This window comes from Trinickia sp. (genome assembly GCF_036503415.1).
GTDB lineage: Bacteria > Pseudomonadota > Gammaproteobacteria > Burkholderiales > Burkholderiaceae > Trinickia.
Genome location: NZ_DASXWY010000193.1, coordinates 1 through 20,768, shown reverse-complemented (window position 1 = coordinate 20,768; position 20,768 = coordinate 1). Strand labels below are relative to the sequence as shown.

The following is a 20,768-nucleotide window of genomic DNA, read 5'->3' as shown; positions in this document are numbered from 1 at the left end:
TTTCCGCGAAGGCACGAGCGACCACGACGTCACGCAGAACATCAACGCTCTTTTGCGTCATATCGTCAGCGAGCCGCCTTTTGCGATCCTCGATTTTGGCTGCGGGCCGGGGCGGGATCTCAAGGCGTTCACTTCGCTGGGACATCGCGCAGTCGGCCTCGATGGTGCCGAACGCTTCGTCGCGATGGCACGCGCGGAGACCGGCTGCGAAGTGTGGCATCAGGATTTTCTGCACCTCGACTTGCCAGTTGCACACTTTGACGGCGTTTTCGCCAACGCCAGCCTGTTCCATGTTCCGAGTCAAGCTTTGGCGCGCGTGCTGCGGCAATTGCACTCGACGCTAAAGCATGGCGGCGTGCTATTCAGCTCCAATCCGCGCGGCGCGAATCAGGAAGGCTGGAGCTACGGCCGCTATGGCGCGTTCCATGATCTCGAAGCATGGCGGCGATACATGGTGGATGCGGGATTTGTCGAACTCGAGCACTATTACCGGCCCGCCGGCTTGCCGCGCGAGCAACAGCCTTGGCTCGCCAGCGTATGGCGCAAGCCGTCCGCTTGAAGTGCCAGGCGCATTGGCGAACTCGACGGGCGCCTAAACTTTTATCGTCTGACGAGATCAGCCCGAACGAAGGCTCGTTGCAGCAGCAACCCATAGCCGGATCGAGATTGCGGGGCAAAGAGATATCGTGCAGCCACTGCGCGAACACCCTGACCCGCCATGCCTGAACCACGCCCGCGACTCAATTCCCTTCGCATAACACAGCTGTAATCAAGAGGGGAACCACTTCATGAATAATGGCGTCGCTGCCCGCTTGGCGAACGCGCGCCTCGACCGACTCGGCAGGGCCGGTTACTACCACGCCGTACGATGACGCCGTAGCCGGATGGCCACTTCCCTGTTTGAACATCGCATCGTTCGGTTCGTACCCGAAGACCGCATAGACGCGAAAGCCGAATGCCGTCAAATTACTGCCGTGCACTGGCCGAAACGCGTTGACCGAGTTCGGCTCAATGCGCATGGGCTTCGCCTCGATGGCCTTGTCGCCCACAAGCGCGGCGATGAACTCGTGCGCATTCGATTTACAGTCGAGTTGCGGATCGAGCGCATGGGCATCGCAGAGCACCGGAGGCAGTCCAGCGCCCAACGCCGTAACGAGGGTTAGCGTGTTGAAGGCGACCTTTCCCATCGTAGCCACGCACGTCGTTCTATCAGATTGCATACTCGCACGCCCAGCATTTGGCGTCGGTACGGTGGCGCTCCATGTTGCGCGCCACACGACCGGGACATCTGGACGTCTGGTCCCGTCAAAGAACCGCCCCCCCACATTCCGGCGCTGCCATAGCCCTGCGCGTGACTAACTCGCCGAGCGCAACATCGGCAAGCGCGATCCCAAGGGATTTGAAGACTGTTATTTCGCCACGCGGTCGCTCCTGGACATAGCCATTGGCGATGACGTCGCCGAGCTCCACAATGTTGCTCCAGTCAACCACCCCCGGCGCCGCCATCAGTAGGTCCCCCGCCTCTTCCTCTGCCTGCGCGAGCGATTCGACGACGATCATGCCGGCTCGAGAAAGCGTCGTGTCGTCGATTTCGCGCGCGCTCGGCTTGCTGGAGCCGATCGCTGCGACGAAGGTTCCCGGCTTGAGGTTGGCACCGTCGAAGAGCGGGATGGTGCTGCGCGTAGCAGTGACAACGACGTCGGCTGCCTGCACCGCCGTTTCGGCCGTGGACGCCTCGAAGCATACGCCAGCGTAGCGTGTCTGCATTTGCGCAACCGTTTCCTGCACGCCCTCGCTGCCGACAATCAGCACGCGCTCGATGCCCGATTTCTCGACGAGAGCCCGGATGTGCGCTCTGGCCTGCACGCCGGTTCCGAATATCGCGAGCACCTTCGCGTCGGCGCAGCCGAATGCGTCAAACGCAATGCGGGTCACCGCCGCTGTGCGATATTCCGTGAGCGCTCCGCCATGGATGATGGAGAGCAACCTTCCGTCATGTGTGGAGAACAAGGGAATCACGAAGTCGAAAACCCCCTTGTGCGTCGAATATACCTTCGCGCCGCACACACCAGCGCCGGGCAAGATTGCTCCCATGGTGCTCAACGACACGTCTTCGCCGAGCGTCCGTACGCGTGGCTGGATCTTCGCTCTTCGCCTGCCTTGTTCAGCAAGCGCGAAGCGCAGCGCTTCAATGGCGTCGCTCATCGTGATCAGGCGGCGGACCTGATCGTCGGTCACTATGTACATTGTGTTTCCTGGCAGGGGTCAAAAGCGATAGAAGGCTGCCTGCAACGCGCGGCGCTCGTCCGGATTGGTCAGCATCGCCAGCATCAAGAGAATGGGAGCCTTCTGAGGCGGCTGATCGTCAACGACGATCCAGTCATAATCGTCGTCAGGCTGTGCGCCGTTGCGGATCACTACGCCGCTCCCGGTCCGTGAGGCCCTCACCACGTGCAGCCCCTCACGCGCGGCCTCCCGCAGCGGCTCGACCATATGTTCGGCGATGTTGCCATTGCCAGTGCCAGCGAATACAAGGCCGCTCGCATCCGCTGCAATGGCGCGGACCAGTTCACTCTCAAGCGCGCCATAGGCATATACGACGACGACTTTCGGCAACACCTCGATGTCGTCGATAAACCACGGCGTGGAAACAGTGTGATCTCGCGATGGCGTACGGTAGTAGCGAGGCTTGCCTTGGATCACATAACCGAGCGCGCCGTAGGGCGAGCCGAATGCCTCGAGCTTGAAGCTGTTTGTCTTCGTGACGTCTCGAGCAGTATGGATCTCCTGGTTTGCGACGACGAGCGTTCCTTTTCCATGCGAAGACGGATGAGTGGCTACCGCGATCGCGTCGTATAGATTCAGCGACGCGTCGGAGCTCATCGCCGATGGCGGCCGCATGGAGCCGACCACGACGACGGGCTTCACGCTCTTCAACGTCAGGTGCAGAAAGTACGCGGTCTCCTCAATGGTGTCGGTGCCGTGCGTGAGAATGACGCCGTCTACCGTATCGTTCTTGAGTACCTCGGATATCCGCTTCCCGATCATGAGCAGGTGCTGTTCGTTGAAGTTCTCCGAGCCGCTCTGCAGCAGCTGTTCCGCGCTCAGGTTCGCAAGCGACGACGCTTCCGGAATGGCTGACAGGATTTCGTCGATCGCCAGCACGGAGCACGCGTAGGAGGAGGTGTCGACGGCGCTTGCGCCGCGGCCGGCAATCGTACCGCCCGTGCCGATGACCACAATATTGGGCTTGTCTTTCATTCGGTATCGATTCGAGGAATTTGTGAGGGAGGACAACCGCGCGTCACACCTTGTACGGCTCATTAAACGAGCGAGAAAAAGTTGGACAACGACTGATCGGGCTTTCCGTCGATCCAACCCGTGAGCAACGCGGCCGACCCGGCGGCCAACGTGAAACCGAGCGCGCCATGCCCAATGTTGAGCCAGAGATTCGGATAACGCGTGGGCCCGATAATCGGTGTGCCGCGAGGCGTGGCGGGCCGCAGCCCGGTCCACTCGGTCGCGTCGGCGTGATCGGCTACAACCTGAGGGAACAGCGCGGCGACCTCCGCACGTAGCGCGGCAACGCGCGACGGATCCAGCTTGAGGGAGTAGCGGTCGAAGTCAGCCATGCCCGCCACGCGCAACCGGTCACCAAGACGCGCATAGACCACTTTGCGTGCGAAATCAGTGACACTCAACGTCGGCGCGATCGACTGCGGTCTCAGCGGGTAGGTCAAGCTGTAGCCCTTGAGCGGATAAACAGGAACGTGAAGGCCCAAAGGCTGAAGCAGATGCGTTGCGCCGGCCCCGGCAGCCACGACGACATGGTCCGCTTCGAGCGCCCCGCCACAGCTGCGCGCCACGATGTGTCCGCCTTTGGCGACCTCCAGTGCGTCGATGCGCGTATTCATCGAAAACCGCACGCCGCGCGCCCTCAAAATGGCTTCGAGACCTTTGCTGAAGCGATGGCAATCGGCTGTATCTTCGCTGCGCGTATAGATGCCGCCGACGATCCGTTCGCGCACATGAGCCAGCGCGGGTTCGAGCGCGACGCATTCGTCGGCGGATAGCGCCTCCTGCTCGCAGCCGAGCGAGCGCTGAAAATCGAGCAGATCGATGGCGCCTTGCATCGCAGCAGCGTCGCGGTGCAGGACGAGTTTTCCAGAGTGCTGAAAGTCGAAGTCGAGCGTGGGTTCGTCGCGCAGGAGTTGGTGCATGAGCGCACGGCTCGCGAACGAGAGCGAGAGCAGTTCGCTCGTGGTGAGATTGCTACGCCGTTGCGTGCAAGCGAACAAGAATTTCAGGCACCAGAGCCACTGCTCCGCGCTCATGAACGGTCGAAAGCGCACCGGCGAGTCCCGCCGAGTGAGCCACGCCGGCAGCTTCGACAATACGCCCGGCCCGGCCAGTGGCGCGACGTAGCTGTACGATAACTGGCCACCGTTGCCGAAGCTGGTTTCGGTAGCCACCTCACCATGCCGGTCGATGACGATGACCTGATGTCCCGCCCGGTTCAGATAATAGGCGCTCGACAGACCGATGACACCTGCACCCAATACGGCAATCTGCATGTCGCTTGTTTCCCCTGGTTCACGGTCCACTCACATGAGACAGGATGTTGAGCCAGGCGACACCAGCGGGATTGCACCGATGAGCAAAAAAATAGAAGAAACGCGACAACGAACCGCCGCCGGACAGGGGCGCGATGATGGCATCGCCGCCGTCGCCGAGCTTCAGTCTCCGCTTGGACCTGTGCGCGAGCCGCGCAGCTTGCCCGGCGTCACGCCGTAGGTCTCGCGGAAGACCCTGATGAAATGCGCGGAATCAGCGAAACCGCACTCGTATGCGATGTCCGTGACCTTGCGCCCGGTGTTCAGCAGCATCCAGCGTGCGTATCGTAGCCGCATACCGCGATAGAACTCATTCGGCGACACCTTCATTTCGGCCATGAACGCCCGCTCGAGCTGACGCACGCTAGTGCCGATCATCTTCGCGATCACCGCGATATTGAGCGGCGCTTCGAGGTTTTCCTCCATGAGCAGCGCAGCATGGCGGACGGTTGCGTCGTCCACCGACAGGTAGCCAAGTGCGCGGCGGCGCTCGATGAACGATGCGCCGGCCTGCCGGCTGACGGTCATCTGGTGAATCACCTTTGATGCGCGGTCAGGTCCGCAATGCAGATTGACGAGCCGCGCAGCGAGCTCGATGACCGAGATGCCGCCCGCACACGTGATGCGATCCCCGTCGATGAGGTAGTCGGCATGCGTAACGACGCGTAGTCCGGGAAACCTGTCGCGATAGTCGTCGAAGTGAAAGCTGTGCACGCACGCGACGTGATCCTGCATGAGTCCGGCATGGGCGAGGACGAAGCTGCCGGTGCAGATGCCGACCAGCGGAACGCCCGCTAGTGCAGCGGCGCTCAGATAGTCCCAGTAACGCCTGTCCACCTTATCGAGATGCGGCAGCAGGCCGCCGATGACGACGATGTAGTCGAACTGCCCGACTTCCGGAAAGGCCGCCTGCACCGGAACAGCGATTCCGCAGCTCGATTCGACGGTGGTGTCGTGCACGCCAATCGTCGTCCAGAGACAGCGCAACTGGCGACTCTGATCGCTGCGATCGGCAGCGTGACGTAACGCGTCGCAGAGCCCGCCGAGCGACAGGAGCGGAAAGCGCGGCCATAGCAGGATTCCGACGTTGAGCTCCGCGCCGGAGCGCCCCTGGGGCGAGTCGGGCGCCGTAGAAAGTGAATCAAGCCGCTCCACCAGTTTGTGGGCCGGCGGCGCTTTGGCCGGGGGAACGTCGGAGGAAACCATGGGCGGCGCGAATGATCGTGTGACGCCATTATAGGACCGCACGACACGCATCGCCGCTGTCGCATTTCTTCTGTTTTCTGGCAAATCGGTGCAATGCCGCTGGTTTGTGTCCGCATAAATTTGTTTCGCCAGCGCAGACCACATGCCGCGCGGTACCAGGACGGAGGCGACGGGGACAATCCAGCGGATCGACCTCGATGCAGATAACTATCGATGAGGTAATGCAATGACCAAGAGCACAATATTGGGTCGCCGTGCGACGACCTTTGGCATTCTGGGGGCCCTGGTCTCCGTTTCTGCCGGGGTGGCGCATGCCGACGAAACCGTGAAGATCGGTGAAGTCGCGCCTCTGACCGGTCCGGCTTCATATCTGGGCAAGGACACTGAGAACGGCGCGAGGCTTGCGGTCGAGGAAATCAACGAAAAGGGGCTTGTCGTCGGCGGAAAGAAAGTCGTACTGGTTCTCGACGCCGAAGACGATGCTGGCGATCCGCGCCAAGCCACGCAGGTCGCACAAAAGCTTGTCGACGACAAGGCAGTGGCGATAGTCGGTCACATGAATTCGGGAACGACGATTCCGGCGTCCAAGATCTACCGTGATGCCGGTATCGTGCAGGTCTCGCCCTCCGCTACGAATCCGGCGTACACGCAACAGGGCTTCAAGACCGCATACCGCGTGGTTGCAACCGATGCCCAGCAAGGGCCGGCCCTCGCCGATTACGCGACGCGGACGCTAAAAGTCAGGACGGTCGCTATCGTCGACGACGCCACCGCATACGGGCAGGGTCTGGCCAATGAATTCGAGAAACGTGCGAAGGCAGACGGCCTTTCAGTGGTTTCGCACGACGCGACCAACGATAAGGCCACCGACTTCCGCGCGATCCTTACAAAAATCAAGGGTGAGCATCCCGACGTGATCATGTATGGCGGGCTCGACGCGACCGGTGGCCCGTTTGCGAAGCAGGCTAAGCAGCTCGGCATGACGCAGAAGATTCTTGCAGGCGACGGCCTGTGCGCCGACGACCTTTCAAAACTCGCCGGCGCCGCAGCCGATGACGTGATCTGCTCCATCGCAGGCTCGCCGCTCGAGAAGATGCCGAAGGGTCCGGCCTTCATGCAGCGCTACGAAAAACGCTTCGGTACACACCCTGTCCTGAACTCGCCATTCGCTTATGACGCTGTGTACGTCATTGCCGAAGCGATGAAGCGTGCGGGTTCGACGGCCCCGGACAAGATTCTTGCCGCAATGCCAGCGACGAACTATGAGGGCGTTCTCGGCCAGACGCAGTTCGACTCGAAGGGCGACCTGGTCCACGGGACGATTTCTCTCTACAAGTACGTCGGTGGAAAGCAAACCCTCCTCGACTACCTGAAGAATTAACCCGCCAGGATCTGCTGGTCAATCAGGCACAGCTGCAGCGATGCGGCTGTGTCTGTCCTACGCTTCTCCTTTTTCCTCACTCCCGCCGCATTGATAGCGAAACGCGCCGGCTACCAAAGGGCGGTCCCGTCGCGCAGGGTGCAACTCCTGCAAACGCACAACGGCAGGACGTTCTGAACCGGATATGGACATCTTTCTTCAGCAGTTGATCAACGGGCTGGTGCTTGGAAGCATCTACGCCATCATCGCACTGGGTTACACCATGGTGTACGGGATTCTGGGCATCATCAACTTCGCGCACGGCGACGTGCTCATGGTGGGCGCCATGGTCGCGCTCTCCGCGATCGACGTGCTCCACAATCACTTCCCGGGCCTCGGGAACATCCCCACGCTCTGCATTGCGCTCGCGGTTGCCGCGGTCGTGTGTGCGGTTGTCGGGTACACGATCGAAAAGGTCGCGTACCGGCCGCTGCGTCGCGCGCCGCGCCTCGCACCGCTGATCACCGCGATCGGTGTATCGATCCTGCTGCAGACGTTCGCCATGATCATCTGGGGCCGCAATCCGCTGGCGTTCCCTCAACTCGTCTCGACCGACCCAATCAACGTCATCGAGCCGACTGAAACCGGCGTGGGCGCCGTGATCTCGATGACGGAAATCGTCATCATCGTCGTCGCGTTCGTCGTGATGGCGGGTCTGCTGCTCCTCGTGCACAAGACCAAGCTCGGCCGCGCCATGCGCGCGATTGCCGAGAACCCGAACAATGCTGCGCTGATGGGCGTGAACCCGAACTTCGTGATCTCGGCCACGTTCATGATCGGCTCGGCGCTCGCCGCGCTGGCCGGCGTGATGATCGCCTCGGAATACGGCAACGCGCACTTCTACATGGGTTTCATCCCCGGCATGAAGGCCTTCACGGCCGCGGTGCTGGGCGGTATCGGCAACCTCGGCGGCGCGATGGTCGGCGGTGTGGTGCTCGGCCTGATCGAGCAGCTCGGCGCAGGCTACATCGGCAACCTGACCGGCGGTGTGTTCGGCAGTAACTATCAGGACGTCTTCGCATTCATCGTGCTGATCGCCGTGCTCGTGTTCCGTCCGTCGGGGCTGTTGGGCGAACGTGTCGCGGACCGCGCATAAAAGAGGGAGTAGCAGAACATGACTTCAATTCAATCGATCGAGCCGTCCACGACGCTCAACCCCGACAAGAACACGACGAAGACCCTCGCAGTGGGCGTCGTGACCGCCATCGTCGTTGCCGCGGCGCCCTTCGTGGTCGGCGCCGCGGGCGGCAACTACTGGGTGCGCGTGCTCGACTTCGCGATGCTCTACGTGATGCTCGCGCTGGGCCTGAACGTGGTGGTGGGCTTCGCCGGCCTGCTGGATCTGGGCTATATCGCGTTCTACGCGGTGGGCGCCTACGTCGCCGCGCTGCTCACTTCGCCGCATCTCACCACGCAGTTCGCGTGGATCGCCAACATGTTCCCGGGCGGGCTGCATACACCGTACTGGATCGTGGTGCCGTGCGCCATGGCGCTCGCGGCGCTCGCGGGTCTCCTGCTCGGCGCTCCGACGCTGCGGCTGCGCGGCGATTACCTCGCCATCGTGACCTTGGGCTTCGGGGAAATCGTCCGGATCTTCATGAACAATCTCGACCGTCCGGTGAACATCACCAACGGGCCGCAGGGCATTACCGGCGTCGCGCCGCTGCAGGTGTTCGGCTTCGATCTCGCGCAGCCGCACGAGATCCTTGGCTTCACGTTCACGTCGGTCTACATGTACTACTACGTGTTCGTGATCTGCGCGCTGCTCGTGATCTGGGTCTGTACGCGGTTGCAGCACTCGCGTATCGGTCGCGCCTGGGCCGCCATTCGCGAAGATGAAATCGCCGCCAAGGCGATGGGCATCAACACGCGTAACGTGAAACTGCTCGCATTCGCGATGGGCGCATCGTTCGGAGGTCTGTCGGGCGTGATGTTCGGCGCGTTCCAGGGCTTCGTGTCGCCGGAATCGTTCACCTTCTGGGAATCGGTTGTCGTGCTGGCGTGCGTGGTGCTCGGCGGCATGGGCCACATCCCGGGCGTGATCCTCGGCGCGGTGCTCCTCGCCATCTTCCCGGAATTCCTGCGTTCGACGATGGGTCCGCTGCAGAACGCGATCTTCGGTCACCAGATCGTCGATACGGAAGTGATCCGTCAACTCCTCTACGGTCTTGCGATGGTGCTGATCATGCTGTACCGCTCCGAAGGCCTGTGGCCGTCGCCGAAGCATGAAGACAAGATCGCGAAGCTCGCGAAACGTAACGGCAACAAACCGGTGCGCGCCTAAGGACTGGGAGACTGCACATGAGCGATAACATTCGACTGTCCGTGACGGGCGTGACCAAGCGCTTCGGGGGGCTGCAGGCGCTGTCCGACGTCGGCCTGGAAATTACGGAAGGCAATATCTACGGCCTGATCGGCCCGAACGGCGCTGGCAAGACGACGTTCTTCAACGTAATCACCGGGCTCTACACGCCGGACTCCGGTCAGTTCAAGCTGGACGGCGAGGCGTACACTCCGACGGCCGTTTATCAAGTTGCGAAGGCGGGCATTGCCCGTACGTTCCAGAACATCCGTCTGTTCGGTGGCATGACCGCGCTGGAGAACGTGATGGTGGGCCGCCACGTGCGCACGAAGCATGGCCTGTTCGGTGCCGTGTTCCAAACGCCGGCGGAACGCCAGGAAGAGCGAGAGATCAAAGAACATGCAATCGAGCTGCTCGAATACGTCGGCATCGCACAATACGCGGACTACACCTCGCGCAACCTCTCATACGGTCACCAGCGCCGTCTGGAAATCGCGCGCGCGCTCGCGACCGATCCGAAGCTGCTCGCGCTCGACGAGCCGGCTGCAGGCATGAACGCGACCGAGAAGCTCGAGCTCACAAAGTTGCTCGACAAGATCCGCGGCGACGGCAAGACGATCCTCCTCATTGAACACGACGTGAAGCTGGTGATGGGCCTATGCAACCGCATGACCGTGCTCGACTACGGCAAGGTGATCGCCGAAGGTTTTCCACAAGACGTGCAGAAGGACGCGAAAGTGATCGAGGCATATCTGGGCGCGGGGGTCCACTGATGGCTACGGCAATGTTGAAAATCAAGGGGCTGCAGGTCAACTACGGCGGCATCCAGGCGGTCAAGGGTGTCGATCTGGAAGTCGCGCAGGGCGAACTGGTGACGCTGATCGGCGCGAACGGCGCGGGCAAGACCACGACGATGAAGGCGATCACGGGTCTGAAGCCGTACTCGGCTGGCGACATCGAGTACATGGGCCAGTCGATCAGGGGCGTGCCGGCGCACGAGTTGCTCAAGCGCGGCCTCGCGATGGTGCCGGAAGGCCGGGGTATCTTCGCGCGCATGTCGATCCTCGAAAACATGCAGATGGGCGCGTACCTGCGCAGCGACAGCGACGGCATCCGGAAGGACGTCGACCGTATGTTCGGCTTCTTCCCGCGCCTGAAAGAACGTGCGACGCAGCTCGCAGGCACGCTCTCGGGCGGCGAGCAGCAGATGCTGGCCATGGCACGCGCGATCATCAGCAAGCCGAAGCTTCTGTTGCTCGACGAGCCATCGATGGGTCTCTCGCCGATCATGGTGGAGAAAATTTTCGAAGTCGTGCGCACGATCTCGTCGGAAGGCATTACGGTGCTGCTCGTGGAGCAGAACGCGCATCTTGCGCTACAGGCGGCCAATCGAGGCTACGTGATCGACTCGGGTCTCGTGACGATGGAAGGCGAGGCCAAGCAGATGCTCGACGATCCGAAGGTGCGCGCAGCGTACCTGGGAGAGTAAATCGCCAACCCCCGTTTCACGATAACGCCACCCTCAACGAGTTTGCGCAGCGCGCGACTAACCTGGGCTTCGCTACCGAAGCGCGCGAAGTCTGTTCGCAAGAACACGTCGGCCGGCCGCTCCCACAGCAGGATATTGGCCGGCAGCGCGCGAACTCAGCACTGGCACGGCGAAGCCCAAAGCCCAAGCCGGAGCCCCGCTCGGAGCGAACGCTCAAAAACCGGATTCGGGGGTTAACACCCACAATTTGTCAACACCGCGGAAAGCTTCGCGAAGGAATCCGCTTTCTATAATCGGCCTCATATGTCGTCAGCCTGCAACCAGCACAACGTTTGGACCCTGCGATGAAAGATGCCGAAATCGACCGGTGGCCATTTGCGATCCTCATGTGCGTTTGTCTGGGCGGCCTGTTGTTGAAGTCGTACGCGCTAGGGCACCACACTTCGCCGCTCGATGGCGCGTTCGCCCGCACATGGAGCGACCTGCTGCTCTTCCTCGGAGGTGTGGGCAGCGCCGCGCTTCTCTGTGTCAAGGTCTTGGGCCCCGCCAGGGTCGAGAGCATGCTTTTCTGGGTGTTCCTCGCAGGCATCATCGCCGCCGCGATCCTGTTTTGCCGGGGAATCTGAGCGAAGGCATAAGCATGGCGCGCATCATGGATCGACGCAGGAGTGAGCGATGACCGAAGGCCGGATGTCCTTACGCGCGGTCATCGACAAATGGGTTGGCCGCACGGCGACGAACCCCATCAAGATCGTTCGACACGGCGATGCACGCTCGGGCCGCTACGTGCTCGTCTCGCTCTCACGCTCGGCGACGATGCAAACGATCTTCTTCTTTCGTCACGATAACGGTAGCTGGAACGTCTTCCCGCCCGAAACCCAACGCCCCGCGATGACGCATCTGCAATACGGGCTGCATGGCATGCGCTGATTGCCGATTGCACGTTTTGCCCTTTGCGCCTCAGTACACCCCTGGCACCCCAGGCGGACGGTGCTTGAAGCGCCGGTGCACCCAGTAGTATTGATCGGGGAATCGCCGAATCTGCGTCTCGAGAAACGCGTTCATTCTCGAAGCATCGTCCATATCGCTCCCCGACGGAAACCCGTCGAGCGGCTCGAAGATCGTCAGCTTATAGCCCTTGAAATCCGGGAGTACCTCGGTCACGAACGGCACGACCCGGGCGCGGCCCAACTTCGCGAGCCGCGAGACCGAAGTCAACGTACACGCAGGAACGCCGAAAAACGGTGCAAAAACAGAGTTCTCGATACCGTGATCCATATCGGCTGCCAGCATCACGGGCTTGCCCGAGCGCAGGATCGAGAGCACCTTTCTCGCGCTCGTCGAGCGCTCGATCATTTCCGCGCCGAACCTGCCACGCTGACGCTTTGCCAGGTCGCACATGCGCGTATTCGACATGCGCGTGTACAACGCCGCGACAGGCAGTTGCATCGAATACAGCATGCAGCCCACCTCGATGCCGACGAAGTGAAATCCCATGAAGATCGTCGGCGGCGCATCCGGGTCTTCGAGATCGAGCTTGCTGTCGATCTGGACGATCGCCCTGATCGCCCGGGCGCTACCGAACCACTGAATGCCCCGCTCCAGATAGCTGCGGACAACCTGCCGAAAATGAGCTTTCGCGAGATCGTCGTGCTCACGCTCGCTTTTCTCGGGAAAGCACAGGCGCAAGTTCACCAATACGATATGTTTTCGGCGGCTCGGAAGCATGTACAACATCGTGCCGAGCATACTGCCAAGTCTCGCGACCAGCGCATAAGGAAGGACCGAGAACGCGCGCAACACCGCGACGAGAAATGCGTGACCGAGTTGTTCCACGAGGTGCCCCGATCAGCCAGGCCGGCGGAATTCGCTTTCCACCCAGGCCGCGGCACTCGCCTTGGTCAATTTGAACGCTGCCGCCACACGCACCTGCGCAAGCCGTTCGCCGGCGGAATCGAGCGCGCTCAGTAGTGCGTAGGGCTCGTCCTCGTCGGGCACGATATCCAATGTGATCTCGAGTTGATCGTCGCCCGTTGCCGCCGCGACTGTCACCCGCTTATGCAACTGCGCGCGCAGTTGCTGCTCATGCCTGCGCAATACCTCCGAAGCCGTTTTCACGAGGGTATTGAATGCCGACGTGTCCAGTGGCTTCGGATCCTTCTTGTTGCGGCCCATTGTCCACGGGCCGACAAGCGCGGGTTCCGGTTCCCCGTCCTTGATCATCTGAACGGCCCAGCCATCGTCGTCTTCGTTCTTGACCACGCGCGCAGTCCAGCCCCCGTCTCGCCACAGACGGTCCTCGTGCACGGTTTCGACAACTTCGCCGCAAAGGCCCTCCGCGGCGGGACTGGTGGAGAGGTCGGACGATGAAAACAGCGTATCGGTCATTTCGGGTTGATGGTCGTTCGTGGGCGGCAGCATTCGGCACAAGGATGGGATTCTACTCGCCCGGTGGACCGATCTGTTCAAGTTTGCCCTGAATCTGCCGTTTACCCGGGGTTGGCCCGACACGGCACCCATCGAACTCCTGGAGCTCATTCATGAACGTATTGCGCGCGCGCAGTCTCAGCATCGGCGCACGGCTTGCCGCCCTGTCCTGCACGCTCGTGGCACTGCTGTTTCTCGCATTCTCGTGGGCGTTGACACAAGCCGCGGGCACACAGGTGCGCGAGCAGGTCATGAAACAAGTGGATGGAAAAAATCGCTCGATCGGCGAAATGATCAGCGTGGTCGATCAGACGCTGACGGCCGAGGTGGGCCGTTCGATGACGCTTTTTGCAAGCTTTCTGTCCGGCCCGTTCACGATCGACGAGAACGCCAAAATCGACGTCAACGGTGTGGCCACGCCGACGTTCAAAGCCGGCGAGCGCGTGCTGAACCTCGATTTCACGATACCCGATCAATTCCTGGAGCGCAGCGGCGCAGTCGCCACCGTATTCGTACGCAATGGCGACGACTTCATCCGCGTCACGACGTCGCTCAAGAAGCAAGACGGGTCGCGAGCGATCGGCACGCTGCTCGACCGCAAAGGTCCCGCATATGGGCCCGTCATGGCGGGGCGCACCTATACGGGGCTCGCGGCGCTCTTCGGCAAACAGTACATCACTCAATACAAGCCGATCACGGATGGGTCTGGCCGTATCGTCGGCGCGCTTTTCGTCGGCGTCGATATCGAGGCGCAGATGCAGGCGCTGCAGGACCAGATTCGCAAGCTCAAGGTCGGCGAAAGCGGCTATTACTTCGTGATCGACGCGTCGAGCGGCGCGAACCGCGGCAAGTTCATCGTGCACCCGGCCGCAGCCGGACAGCGCTTCGACGACAAGAACGGGCCCTACACGCGCATGCTCGAACAAAAGGAAGGCCGCATCGATTATGCGTCGGCGGACGCCTCGCTCGGCGAGACCGCTGCACGGGAGAAGACGGTTTCGTTCATCACCGTGCCCGAATGGCAATGGATCGTCGGCGGTGTCGCGTTGCGCGACGAGGTCATGGCGGAGATCGCCTCGACTCGCAACCGCTTCGCCGCGATCGGTGTGGCCTTGCTGATCGCTTTCGGCGTGTTCTTTTCGATCGCGGTGCGCCGCGTGGTGAGCCGCCCGCTCGAGCGGATCGCTGCCGCGGCGGGCCAGCTCGCTGCGGGCGACCTGGCCGTGCGGCTGAGCGGTAGTGGCACAGCCCGTTCCCGCGCCGGCGTGCGAGACGATGAAATCGGCCGGCTCATGCGCGCCATCGACGGCGTCGGCGAAGGCCTTGCGCGCATCGTCGCCCAGGTACGCGAAGCCGCCGCCGGCGTCAGCGCAGGCACGGCACGCATTTCGGCGAGTAGCGGCGACGTCGCGTCCCGCATCGCCACACAAGCAGCGAGCGTCGAACAAACCGCCGCCAGTATGGAGGAGATCACGTCGACGGTTCAGCAAAATGCGGATCACGCCGCACGCGCCAACGCCGTCGTCGGGAGCGCCGCGGACGCGGCGCTCGGCGGCGGGCAAGCCGTCGAGCGCGTCGTCTCGACCATGAGCGACATCAATCAGGCCTCGCAGAAAATCGCTGACATTACGACCGTGATCGAGGGCATCGCATTCCAAACCAATATCCTTGCGCTCAACGCAGCGGTCGAAGCTGCGCGCGCGGGCGAACACGGCCGAGGGTTCGCCGTCGTGGCGTCCGAGGTTCGCGCGCTCGCGCAACGCAGCGCCGCAGCCGCCAAGGAGATCGCCACTGTAATCGGCGAATCGACATCCACCGTGCAAAACGGCTATCGGATTGCCGCGGAAGCCAGCACGGCGATGCAGGGTATCGTGGCGCGCGTCGATGAAGTGCGCGCGATCATCGGCGACATTGCTGTCGCATCGCGTCAACAGTCGGCCGGCATCGAGCAGGTCAATATCGCCATTACGCAAATCGGTCAGGCCACACAGCAAAACGCGGCGCTCGTCGAAGAAGCCGCCGACGTATCGCGATCGCTCGAAGCCCAGGCGTTCAGCCTCGATGGCGCAGTCTCGGCGTTCAAGCTCACGAGCGACGCCCCGGGCGCTTGAGCTGGCATCCAGTGGGGGCACAGGCCTGGCGCGCCTCATCGGAGGTCGACACGCTGCTCGACGATGCCGCACAGGAGGTTCTGCGCGGCCGGCGGCGAACTCATCGTTCTGCCGGCCGAGCGCATGCCTTCACGCCCAGGCTTGAGCGCCATCTACCGATTTCGTACCTGTGCGTGAGACCGCACGTCACGCAGGTACCACAACGGTCGTCGCAGAAATGAGACACGTCGGACGCGCTCAATTGGGCGCGTCCACCTCACGAGAACCTGTGCATACGGGCCTTTGCCGCGAGCTGCCAGCCGACTTCCTCGTTCCCCCAGCCTTGAGTTCGTCTTACGTCTGAGACGAAATCGCCAGCTTTCTGCCTCGCATCCCTCCTTTTTGCGGCGGGTGCCGCATGGCTGCTGGATGCGCCGCCAATGGCGCAGTGCTTGCTAAAGCAGTCCGCGCATCGGTAGCGGGCAACGATCGGTTCCGTAGAAGAACCATAAGGACCAAGGAAGGGGGATCTCATGGACAAGGCTAACGCGCTGCTAGCGAGGCCTTCAGCGCTCGGGGGAGCGCTGAATCAGGGTGCTCATCGCATTTTCGCGCGCTTGTTTTAAATGCATTCCGCCACACCGGAAGCCGCCACCGAGCCGGCAAGCGAGCCCGCTGCTCGAGGATGGGATGTCCCACCGACCTCCGGAATCGAAAACGATCCGTTGCTCGGCTGTCTCATCGCGCTCGCCCGGCTATTCAACCAGCCAACGAGTGCCGACGCGCTCGTGGCAGGCCTGCCACTGAACGATCAGCACCTGACGCCTGCGCTTTTCATTCGGGCGGCGGCGCGTATCGGCATATCGGCGAAGCTCAACAGACGCCAGCTCGACAGCATTACCGACATGCTATTGCCGGCCGTCCTTCTCTTGCGAGATCAGCAGGCCTGCGTCCTGTTGCGCAGGAACGGCGGCGGCAGTATGCAAGTCGTTCTCCCGGAAACAGGCGACGGCGAACAAGAAATCAGCGTAGCCGATCTGCAGGAACGCTATACAGGCCTCGTTCTCTTCGCGCGCCCTGCTCACCGGTATCACGAGTGCGATCCGGACAGCGCCGTGCCGCGCGCGAGCCACTGGTTCTGGGGCGTGGTGAAGCAGGCATGGCCGATCTACGCGGAAGTGATGATTGCATCGCTGATGGTCAATGTGTTCGCGCTAGCGATGCCGCTTTTCACGATGAACGTCTACGACCGGGTGGTCCCGAACCACACGCATGAGACGTTATGGGCTTTGACGGTCGGCGTCATGGTGGTGATAGTGTTCGATTTGCTCATGCGATCGCTACGCGGCTATTTCATCGACGTGGCCGGCAAGAAAATCGACGTGATTCTTTCCGCCAATCTGTTCGAGAAAGTGCTGGCGATTCAGATGGCCGAGCGACCGCCTTCCGTGGGTGCCTTTGCCTCGAACATTCAGGAGTTCGAAGCAGTAAGGGAATTCCTCACCTCGGCGACCGCCTCCGCGTTGATCGATCTCCCCCTTTGCGTCGTTTTCATCGCAGCGATGTTCTGGGTTGGCGGCGCCCTCGGATGGCTCCCGCTGATCGCCCTGCCGCTCGTCGTGGGATTCGGCCTCGCCGTACAAGGGCCATTGGCCGCGACGGTCGAGGTCAGTCAACGCCACACGGCTCAACGGCAAGCCCTATTGATCGAATCGCTAGTGGGACTCGAGGCCATCAAGATCAACGGCGCCGAAGGCCAAATGCAGTCGTTGTGGGAACAGACGGTCGGCCAGTTAGCCCGTCTTGGCTTGCGCTCGCGCTTTCTTTCGGCGTGCGCAGTCAACTTCGCCGCTTTCACGCAGCAGGCCACCTATCTCATCGTCGTCGTATGCGGTGTCTACTTGATTGCCGACGGCAAGCTCACCACAGGCGGCCTCATTGCCTGCACGATTTTCACCGGTCGCGCATTGTCTCCCATGAGCCAGGTTGCGTCCCTGCTGACCCGCTATCACCAGTCGCGCGGCGCGCTCGCATCGATCCAGCGATTGATGCATCTGCCGGTCGAGCGCCCTGCCGACAAACGGTTCGTGCACCGCCCTGCGCTGCGCGGGAGCATCGAATTCAAGAATGTCCATTTTTCATATCCCCGCCAAACCGGCGCTGCGCTCGAAGGCGTGTCGTTCCGGATTGCTGCCGGAGAACGTGTCGGCATCATCGGCCGGGTCGGCTCGGGAAAGACTACCGTCGAAAAACTGATTCTCGGCCTGTACCCGCCCGCTTCCGGGAATGTGCTTGTCGACGGCGTCGAGTTGCGACAGTTCGATCCTGCACAACTGCGGCGCGGTATCGGCCACGTTCCGCAGGATGTCGTGCTCTTCAACGGCTCCGTGAGAGAAAACATCGTGCTCGGTGCGCCGAGCGCGGACGATGCGGCCGTACTGCGCGCGGCGCGAATTTCCGGGGTGGCGGACTTCGTCGACCGTCTGCCGAACGGATTCGACCTGCCCGTCGGCGAACGAGGCGAAGCATTGTCCGGCGGTCAGCGGCAGGCGATCGCGATCGCGCGCGCCGAGTTGCTCTCGCCGCCCATTCTGGTGCTCGACGAGCCGAGCAGCGCAATGGACAACCGCTCCGAAGAGCTCTTCAAGGCGCGGCTCGCCCCGCAACTCGAAGGGCGTACGCTGGTGCTGATTACGCATCGTGCATCCCTGCTGGCGCTCGTCGACCGGCTGATCGTCATGGATCAGGGACGCGTCATCGCCGATGGGCCCAAGGATCAGGTCTTGGCCGCCCTTGCCGGAAGGAGGCTTCATGTCGCGGCCGGCTGAGCACAACGGCGCGGATTCGTCGACCGTGCACCGCGGCACGCTCGCGGCTCTGGCATATCGCATGAGTGCCGCGCTGCGGCCGCGGCCCGACGATACGGCGTTCATGCGCGAGCGCTGCGCAGCCGTCATGGAAGGGCCGCGCTATTTCACCCACTGGATCCTCTGGGCGACGTTGGCCTTCTTCCTCGCCGCATTGACTTGGGCCGCGTTCGCCAACGTAGACGAGGTCATCGTTGGAGAGGGAAAGGTTATCCCGACACGCCGAATTCAAGTCGTGCAAAACCTCGATGGCGGCATCGTCTCCGAGATCATGGTCCGTGTCGGGCAAGTCGTGCGGAAAGACGAGCCGCTGTTGCGCATCGACGACACACGGTTTGCATCGTCGTACAAAGAGGGAAAAACCAAGGATGCCGCGTTGATCGCGAGGATCGCACGGCTCACTGCGGAAGCGAACGACACGGCGTTTATCGCTCCTCCGCAATTGGAGAAAACGGATCCGTCGCTGCTCAATCAGGAACAATCGCTGTTCGAATCCCGTCAGCGTGAATTGCAAGCGAACCTGGCCGTGCTCAAACAACAGTCGGAGCAACATCGCCAGGAACTGGCGGAGAAGCGTTCGCGCGAGGTGCAACTGCAGCACAGTTACAGCCTCGTCGCCAAGGAACTCGAATTGACGAGCCCACTGGTCCAAAAGGGCGCCGTTTCGGATGTGGAAGTGTTGCGGCTGGAACGCCAGGCCAACGATATGAAGGGCGAGCTGGATGCAACGCGACTCGCCATGCCAAGGCTGGACGCTGCGTGGCGTGAAGCTCGACAAAAGATCGACGAGCTCACCGCGCGCTTCCGGGCGGACGCGATGAAGGAACTGAATGAAACGCGCGCCGAACAAGCGGCCCTGAGCGCAGCCAACGTTGCACTGGAAGACCGTGTCACGCGCACGACCGTGCGGGCGCCCGTGAAAGGCATGATCAAGCAAATCAAAATCAACACCGTGGGCGGTGTCGTTCAGCCGGGCATGGACCTGCTCGAAATCGTGCCGCTCGACGAGACGTTACTGATCGAGGCACGCGTGAAGCCTTCGGACATCGCGTTTTTGCACCCGGGTCAGGACGCAACGGTCAAGCTTTCCGCTTACGACTTTTCCATTTATGGCGGATTTCCCGCGACGGTCGAGGACATCAGCGCCGACACCTTGGTGCCCGAGCGCCCCGGCGAAAAGCCGGAAAGTTACTACCGTGTCCTCGTTCGCACGAAGACGAACAAGCCCAGCGGCCAGCGCGAGCCTGTGCGGATCGTGCCGGGGATGATTGCGACCGTCGATATCCAGACCGGGCGCCGAACTGTACTGCATTACCTGCTCAAGCCCGTGATCAAGACGAAGGAAACTGCGTTACGCGAGCGTTGAGATCAAGCGGATTTCAGTTTTATTCACATACGGCTCGGCGGCATCGCTTCGTCGAGACTGGTTGTGCCAGGCACTAAACAAAACGGGGAAGACTCATGGCTACCATCACCAGCGGAACGACTGTCTCGATCAGCAACACGCCGCAGGCCACCGACGACGTCTATACATCCGCGCAGACAGGGCTGACCGACAACTCGCTCGGCGTTGTCTACCTGAATGTGATGGCCAACGATCTCGGCGGAGCGGCGAAGACACTCTACTCCGTCGATAGCGGTACCGAGACTACGCTGACGCAGGAACAAAGCGCGCTGTTGACTCAGGACACCACGCGCGCGGAAGCCGTCAGTACGGACTACAGTGCGCATGGTGCGCACATCTGGATCACGTCCGACGGAAAAGTCGGATACGATGCCAGCCACATCGACTCTTCCTGGCTTGCAAACAGTTTCAACACGCTGGGTTACGCGCAAGACAGCTTCAACTATGCGATTCGACTCGGCAACGGCACGCTCAGTTGGGCGACGGCCTATGTCGACATTGCGCCGCCGGCGCCTGTCGTGGCATTGGCAAACGACACGGGGAATTCCGCGCACGACTGGATCACCTCGGATGGCACGCTCTCCCTGGGCGGCCTTGCATATGGTGCCACCGTGCAGTACAGCACCGACAATGGCGCGCATTGGAGCAGTAGCTTCACTGCCGTTGGAGGACTGAATTCCGTCGAAGTGCGGCAGGTCGATGTCCTTGGCAATGTTTCGGCAACGTCGACCTGCTCGTTCATGCTCGACACAACGGCCGCGGCGGCTCCTGGGGTAGCCCTGACGACGGACTCGGGCAGCAGCGCATCGGATCACGTGACGAACGTCGGTGCGTTGAGCCTCACCGGTGTTGAAGCGGGCGCGACGGTACAGTACAGCACCGATAACGGCGCTCATTGGACCAGCGGTTTCAGTGCGGTGGAGGGGCTGAATTCTGTCGAGGTGCGGCA

General features: G+C 61.8%; 19 protein-coding genes. 12 read left to right on the top strand and 7 right to left on the bottom strand.

Annotated elements, in window-relative coordinates; genetic code table 11:
• Positions 1-559 (top strand): class I SAM-dependent methyltransferase (locus tag VGL01_RS23000; RefSeq protein WP_331573484.1); only part of this gene is annotated, 559 nt, incomplete at its 5' end.
• Positions 560-740: 181 nt separating this feature from the next.
• On the opposite strand, the gene VGL01_RS22995 is transcribed toward VGL01_RS23000, so the two are convergent.
• From VGL01_RS22995 to VGL01_RS22975, 5 genes are all read right to left on the bottom strand, one after another.
• Positions 741-1,187 carry a hypothetical protein gene (locus VGL01_RS22995; RefSeq protein ID WP_331573488.1) on the bottom strand — a complete coding sequence of 149 codons (447 nt, stop codon included), beginning with the start codon at positions 1,185-1,187 and terminating at the stop codon, positions 741-743.
• 118 nt (positions 1,188-1,305) lie between these two features.
• Positions 1,306-2,247: an ornithine cyclodeaminase family protein gene (locus VGL01_RS22990; RefSeq protein WP_331573482.1), complete on the bottom strand. Its 942-nt coding sequence runs from the start codon at positions 2,245-2,247 to the stop codon at positions 1,306-1,308.
• A gap of 18 nt (positions 2,248-2,265) precedes the next feature.
• A complete protein-coding gene (locus tag VGL01_RS22985; RefSeq protein WP_331573486.1) occupies positions 2,266-3,324 on the bottom strand; it encodes an asparaginase in 1,059 nt (352 codons plus the stop codon).
• Positions 3,324-4,574, bottom strand: coding sequence for a D-amino acid dehydrogenase (locus tag VGL01_RS22980; protein WP_331573480.1), 1,251 nt, complete (start codon positions 4,572-4,574; stop codon positions 3,324-3,326). The genes VGL01_RS22985 and VGL01_RS22980 overlap by 1 nt, the downstream gene beginning before the upstream one ends.
• A gap of 162 nt (positions 4,575-4,736) precedes the next feature.
• On the bottom strand, positions 4,737-5,819 hold the full coding sequence (locus VGL01_RS22975; RefSeq protein ID WP_331573478.1) for a GlxA family transcriptional regulator: 1,083 nt from the start codon (positions 5,817-5,819) through the stop codon (positions 4,737-4,739).
• Between the two features lie 226 nt (positions 5,820-6,045).
• Here VGL01_RS22975 and VGL01_RS22970 point away from each other — a divergent pair, with 226 nt between their 5' ends.
• The 7 genes from VGL01_RS22970 to VGL01_RS22940 all read left to right on the top strand — a co-directional run bounded on the left by VGL01_RS22970 (position 6,046) and on the right by VGL01_RS22940 (position 11,960).
• Entirely contained in the window at positions 6,046-7,200 is a 1,155-nt protein-coding gene (locus tag VGL01_RS22970; RefSeq protein ID WP_331573476.1) for a branched-chain amino acid ABC transporter substrate-binding protein, read from the top strand.
• A gap of 184 nt (positions 7,201-7,384) precedes the next feature.
• The gene (locus VGL01_RS22965) at positions 7,385-8,335 is read left to right on the top strand and encodes a branched-chain amino acid ABC transporter permease (RefSeq protein WP_331573474.1); all 951 of its coding nucleotides are present in this window, start codon (positions 7,385-7,387) and stop codon (positions 8,333-8,335) included.
• A gap of 18 nt (positions 8,336-8,353) precedes the next feature.
• On the top strand, positions 8,354-9,523 hold the full coding sequence (locus VGL01_RS22960) for a branched-chain amino acid ABC transporter permease (RefSeq protein ID WP_331573472.1): 1,170 nt from the start codon (positions 8,354-8,356) through the stop codon (positions 9,521-9,523).
• A gap of 17 nt (positions 9,524-9,540) precedes the next feature.
• Positions 9,541-10,314 carry an ABC transporter ATP-binding protein gene (locus VGL01_RS22955; RefSeq protein ID WP_331573471.1) on the top strand — a complete coding sequence of 258 codons (774 nt, stop codon included), beginning with the start codon at positions 9,541-9,543 and terminating at the stop codon, positions 10,312-10,314.
• On the top strand, positions 10,314-11,030 hold the full coding sequence (locus VGL01_RS22950; protein ID WP_331573468.1) for an ABC transporter ATP-binding protein: 717 nt from the start codon (positions 10,314-10,316) through the stop codon (positions 11,028-11,030). The genes VGL01_RS22955 and VGL01_RS22950 overlap by 1 nt, the downstream gene beginning before the upstream one ends.
• Positions 11,031-11,374: 344 nt before the next feature.
• Entirely contained in the window at positions 11,375-11,656 is a 282-nt protein-coding gene (locus VGL01_RS22945; protein ID WP_331573466.1) for a hypothetical protein, read from the top strand.
• Positions 11,657-11,705: 49 nt separating this feature from the next.
• The gene (locus tag VGL01_RS22940; RefSeq protein ID WP_331573463.1) at positions 11,706-11,960 is read left to right on the top strand and encodes a hypothetical protein; all 255 of its coding nucleotides are present in this window, start codon (positions 11,706-11,708) and stop codon (positions 11,958-11,960) included.
• 30 nt (positions 11,961-11,990) lie between these two features.
• On the opposite strand, the gene VGL01_RS22935 is transcribed toward VGL01_RS22940, so the two are convergent.
• On the bottom strand, positions 11,991-12,866 hold the full coding sequence (locus tag VGL01_RS22935; RefSeq protein ID WP_331573461.1) for a lipid A biosynthesis lauroyl acyltransferase: 876 nt from the start codon (positions 12,864-12,866) through the stop codon (positions 11,991-11,993).
• A gap of 12 nt (positions 12,867-12,878) precedes the next feature.
• Positions 12,879-13,418 carry a hypothetical protein gene (locus VGL01_RS22930; RefSeq protein ID WP_331573459.1) on the bottom strand — a complete coding sequence of 180 codons (540 nt, stop codon included), beginning with the start codon at positions 13,416-13,418 and terminating at the stop codon, positions 12,879-12,881.
• 152 nt (positions 13,419-13,570) lie between these two features.
• On the opposite strand from VGL01_RS22930, the gene VGL01_RS22925 reads away from it, so the two are divergent.
• The 4 genes from VGL01_RS22925 to VGL01_RS22910 all read left to right on the top strand — a co-directional run.
• Positions 13,571-15,568 carry a methyl-accepting chemotaxis protein gene (locus VGL01_RS22925; protein WP_331573457.1) on the top strand — a complete coding sequence of 666 codons (1,998 nt, stop codon included), beginning with the start codon at positions 13,571-13,573 and terminating at the stop codon, positions 15,566-15,568.
• A 605-nt stretch (positions 15,569-16,173) separates the two neighbouring features.
• Positions 16,174-18,375, top strand: coding sequence for a type I secretion system permease/ATPase (locus VGL01_RS22920; protein WP_331573455.1), 2,202 nt, complete (start codon positions 16,174-16,176; stop codon positions 18,373-18,375).
• Positions 18,359-19,780, top strand: a complete 1,422-nt coding sequence (locus VGL01_RS22915; RefSeq protein ID WP_331573453.1) for an HlyD family type I secretion periplasmic adaptor subunit — start codon at positions 18,359-18,361, stop codon at positions 19,778-19,780. Before VGL01_RS22920 ends, VGL01_RS22915 begins: the two co-directional genes overlap by 17 nt.
• Positions 19,781-19,875: 95 nt before the next feature.
• On the top strand, positions 19,876-20,768 hold an 893-nt coding region (locus VGL01_RS22910; protein WP_331573451.1), incomplete at its 3' end, for a hypothetical protein.

What these genes read in the sequence shown, in the direction of transcription:
- VGL01_RS22960 (WP_331573472.1), top strand. Translation starts at nt 8,354, where the DNA reads ATGACTTCAATTCAATCGATCGAGCCGTCCACGACGCTCAACCCCGAC.
- VGL01_RS22915 (WP_331573453.1), top strand. Translation starts at nt 18,359, where the DNA reads ATGTCGCGGCCGGCTGAGCACAACGGCGCGGATTCGTCGACCGTGCAC.
- VGL01_RS22980 (WP_331573480.1), bottom strand. Translation starts at nt 4,574, where the DNA reads ATGCAGATTGCCGTATTGGGTGCAGGTGTCATCGGTCTGTCGAGCGCC.
- VGL01_RS22920 (WP_331573455.1), top strand. Translation starts at nt 16,174, where the DNA reads ATGCATTCCGCCACACCGGAAGCCGCCACCGAGCCGGCAAGCGAGCCC.
- VGL01_RS22965 (WP_331573474.1), top strand. Translation starts at nt 7,385, where the DNA reads ATGGACATCTTTCTTCAGCAGTTGATCAACGGGCTGGTGCTTGGAAGC.
- VGL01_RS22940 (WP_331573463.1), top strand. Translation starts at nt 11,706, where the DNA reads ATGACCGAAGGCCGGATGTCCTTACGCGCGGTCATCGACAAATGGGTT.
- VGL01_RS22990 (WP_331573482.1), bottom strand. Translation starts at nt 2,247, where the DNA reads ATGTACATAGTGACCGACGATCAGGTCCGCCGCCTGATCACGATGAGC.
- VGL01_RS22955 (WP_331573471.1), top strand. Translation starts at nt 9,541, where the DNA reads ATGAGCGATAACATTCGACTGTCCGTGACGGGCGTGACCAAGCGCTTC.
- VGL01_RS22925 (WP_331573457.1), top strand. Translation starts at nt 13,571, where the DNA reads ATGAACGTATTGCGCGCGCGCAGTCTCAGCATCGGCGCACGGCTTGCC.
- VGL01_RS22985 (WP_331573486.1), bottom strand. Translation starts at nt 3,324, where the DNA reads ATGAGCCGTACAAGGTGTGACGCGCGGTTGTCCTCCCTCACAAATTCC.
- VGL01_RS22970 (WP_331573476.1), top strand. Translation starts at nt 6,046, where the DNA reads ATGACCAAGAGCACAATATTGGGTCGCCGTGCGACGACCTTTGGCATT.
- VGL01_RS22975 (WP_331573478.1), bottom strand. Translation starts at nt 5,819, where the DNA reads ATGGTTTCCTCCGACGTTCCCCCGGCCAAAGCGCCGCCGGCCCACAAA.
- VGL01_RS22950 (WP_331573468.1), top strand. Translation starts at nt 10,314, where the DNA reads ATGGCTACGGCAATGTTGAAAATCAAGGGGCTGCAGGTCAACTACGGC.
- VGL01_RS22995 (WP_331573488.1), bottom strand. Translation starts at nt 1,187, where the DNA reads ATGGGAAAGGTCGCCTTCAACACGCTAACCCTCGTTACGGCGTTGGGC.
- VGL01_RS22930 (WP_331573459.1), bottom strand. Translation starts at nt 13,418, where the DNA reads ATGACCGATACGCTGTTTTCATCGTCCGACCTCTCCACCAGTCCCGCC.
- VGL01_RS22945 (WP_331573466.1), top strand. Translation starts at nt 11,375, where the DNA reads ATGAAAGATGCCGAAATCGACCGGTGGCCATTTGCGATCCTCATGTGC.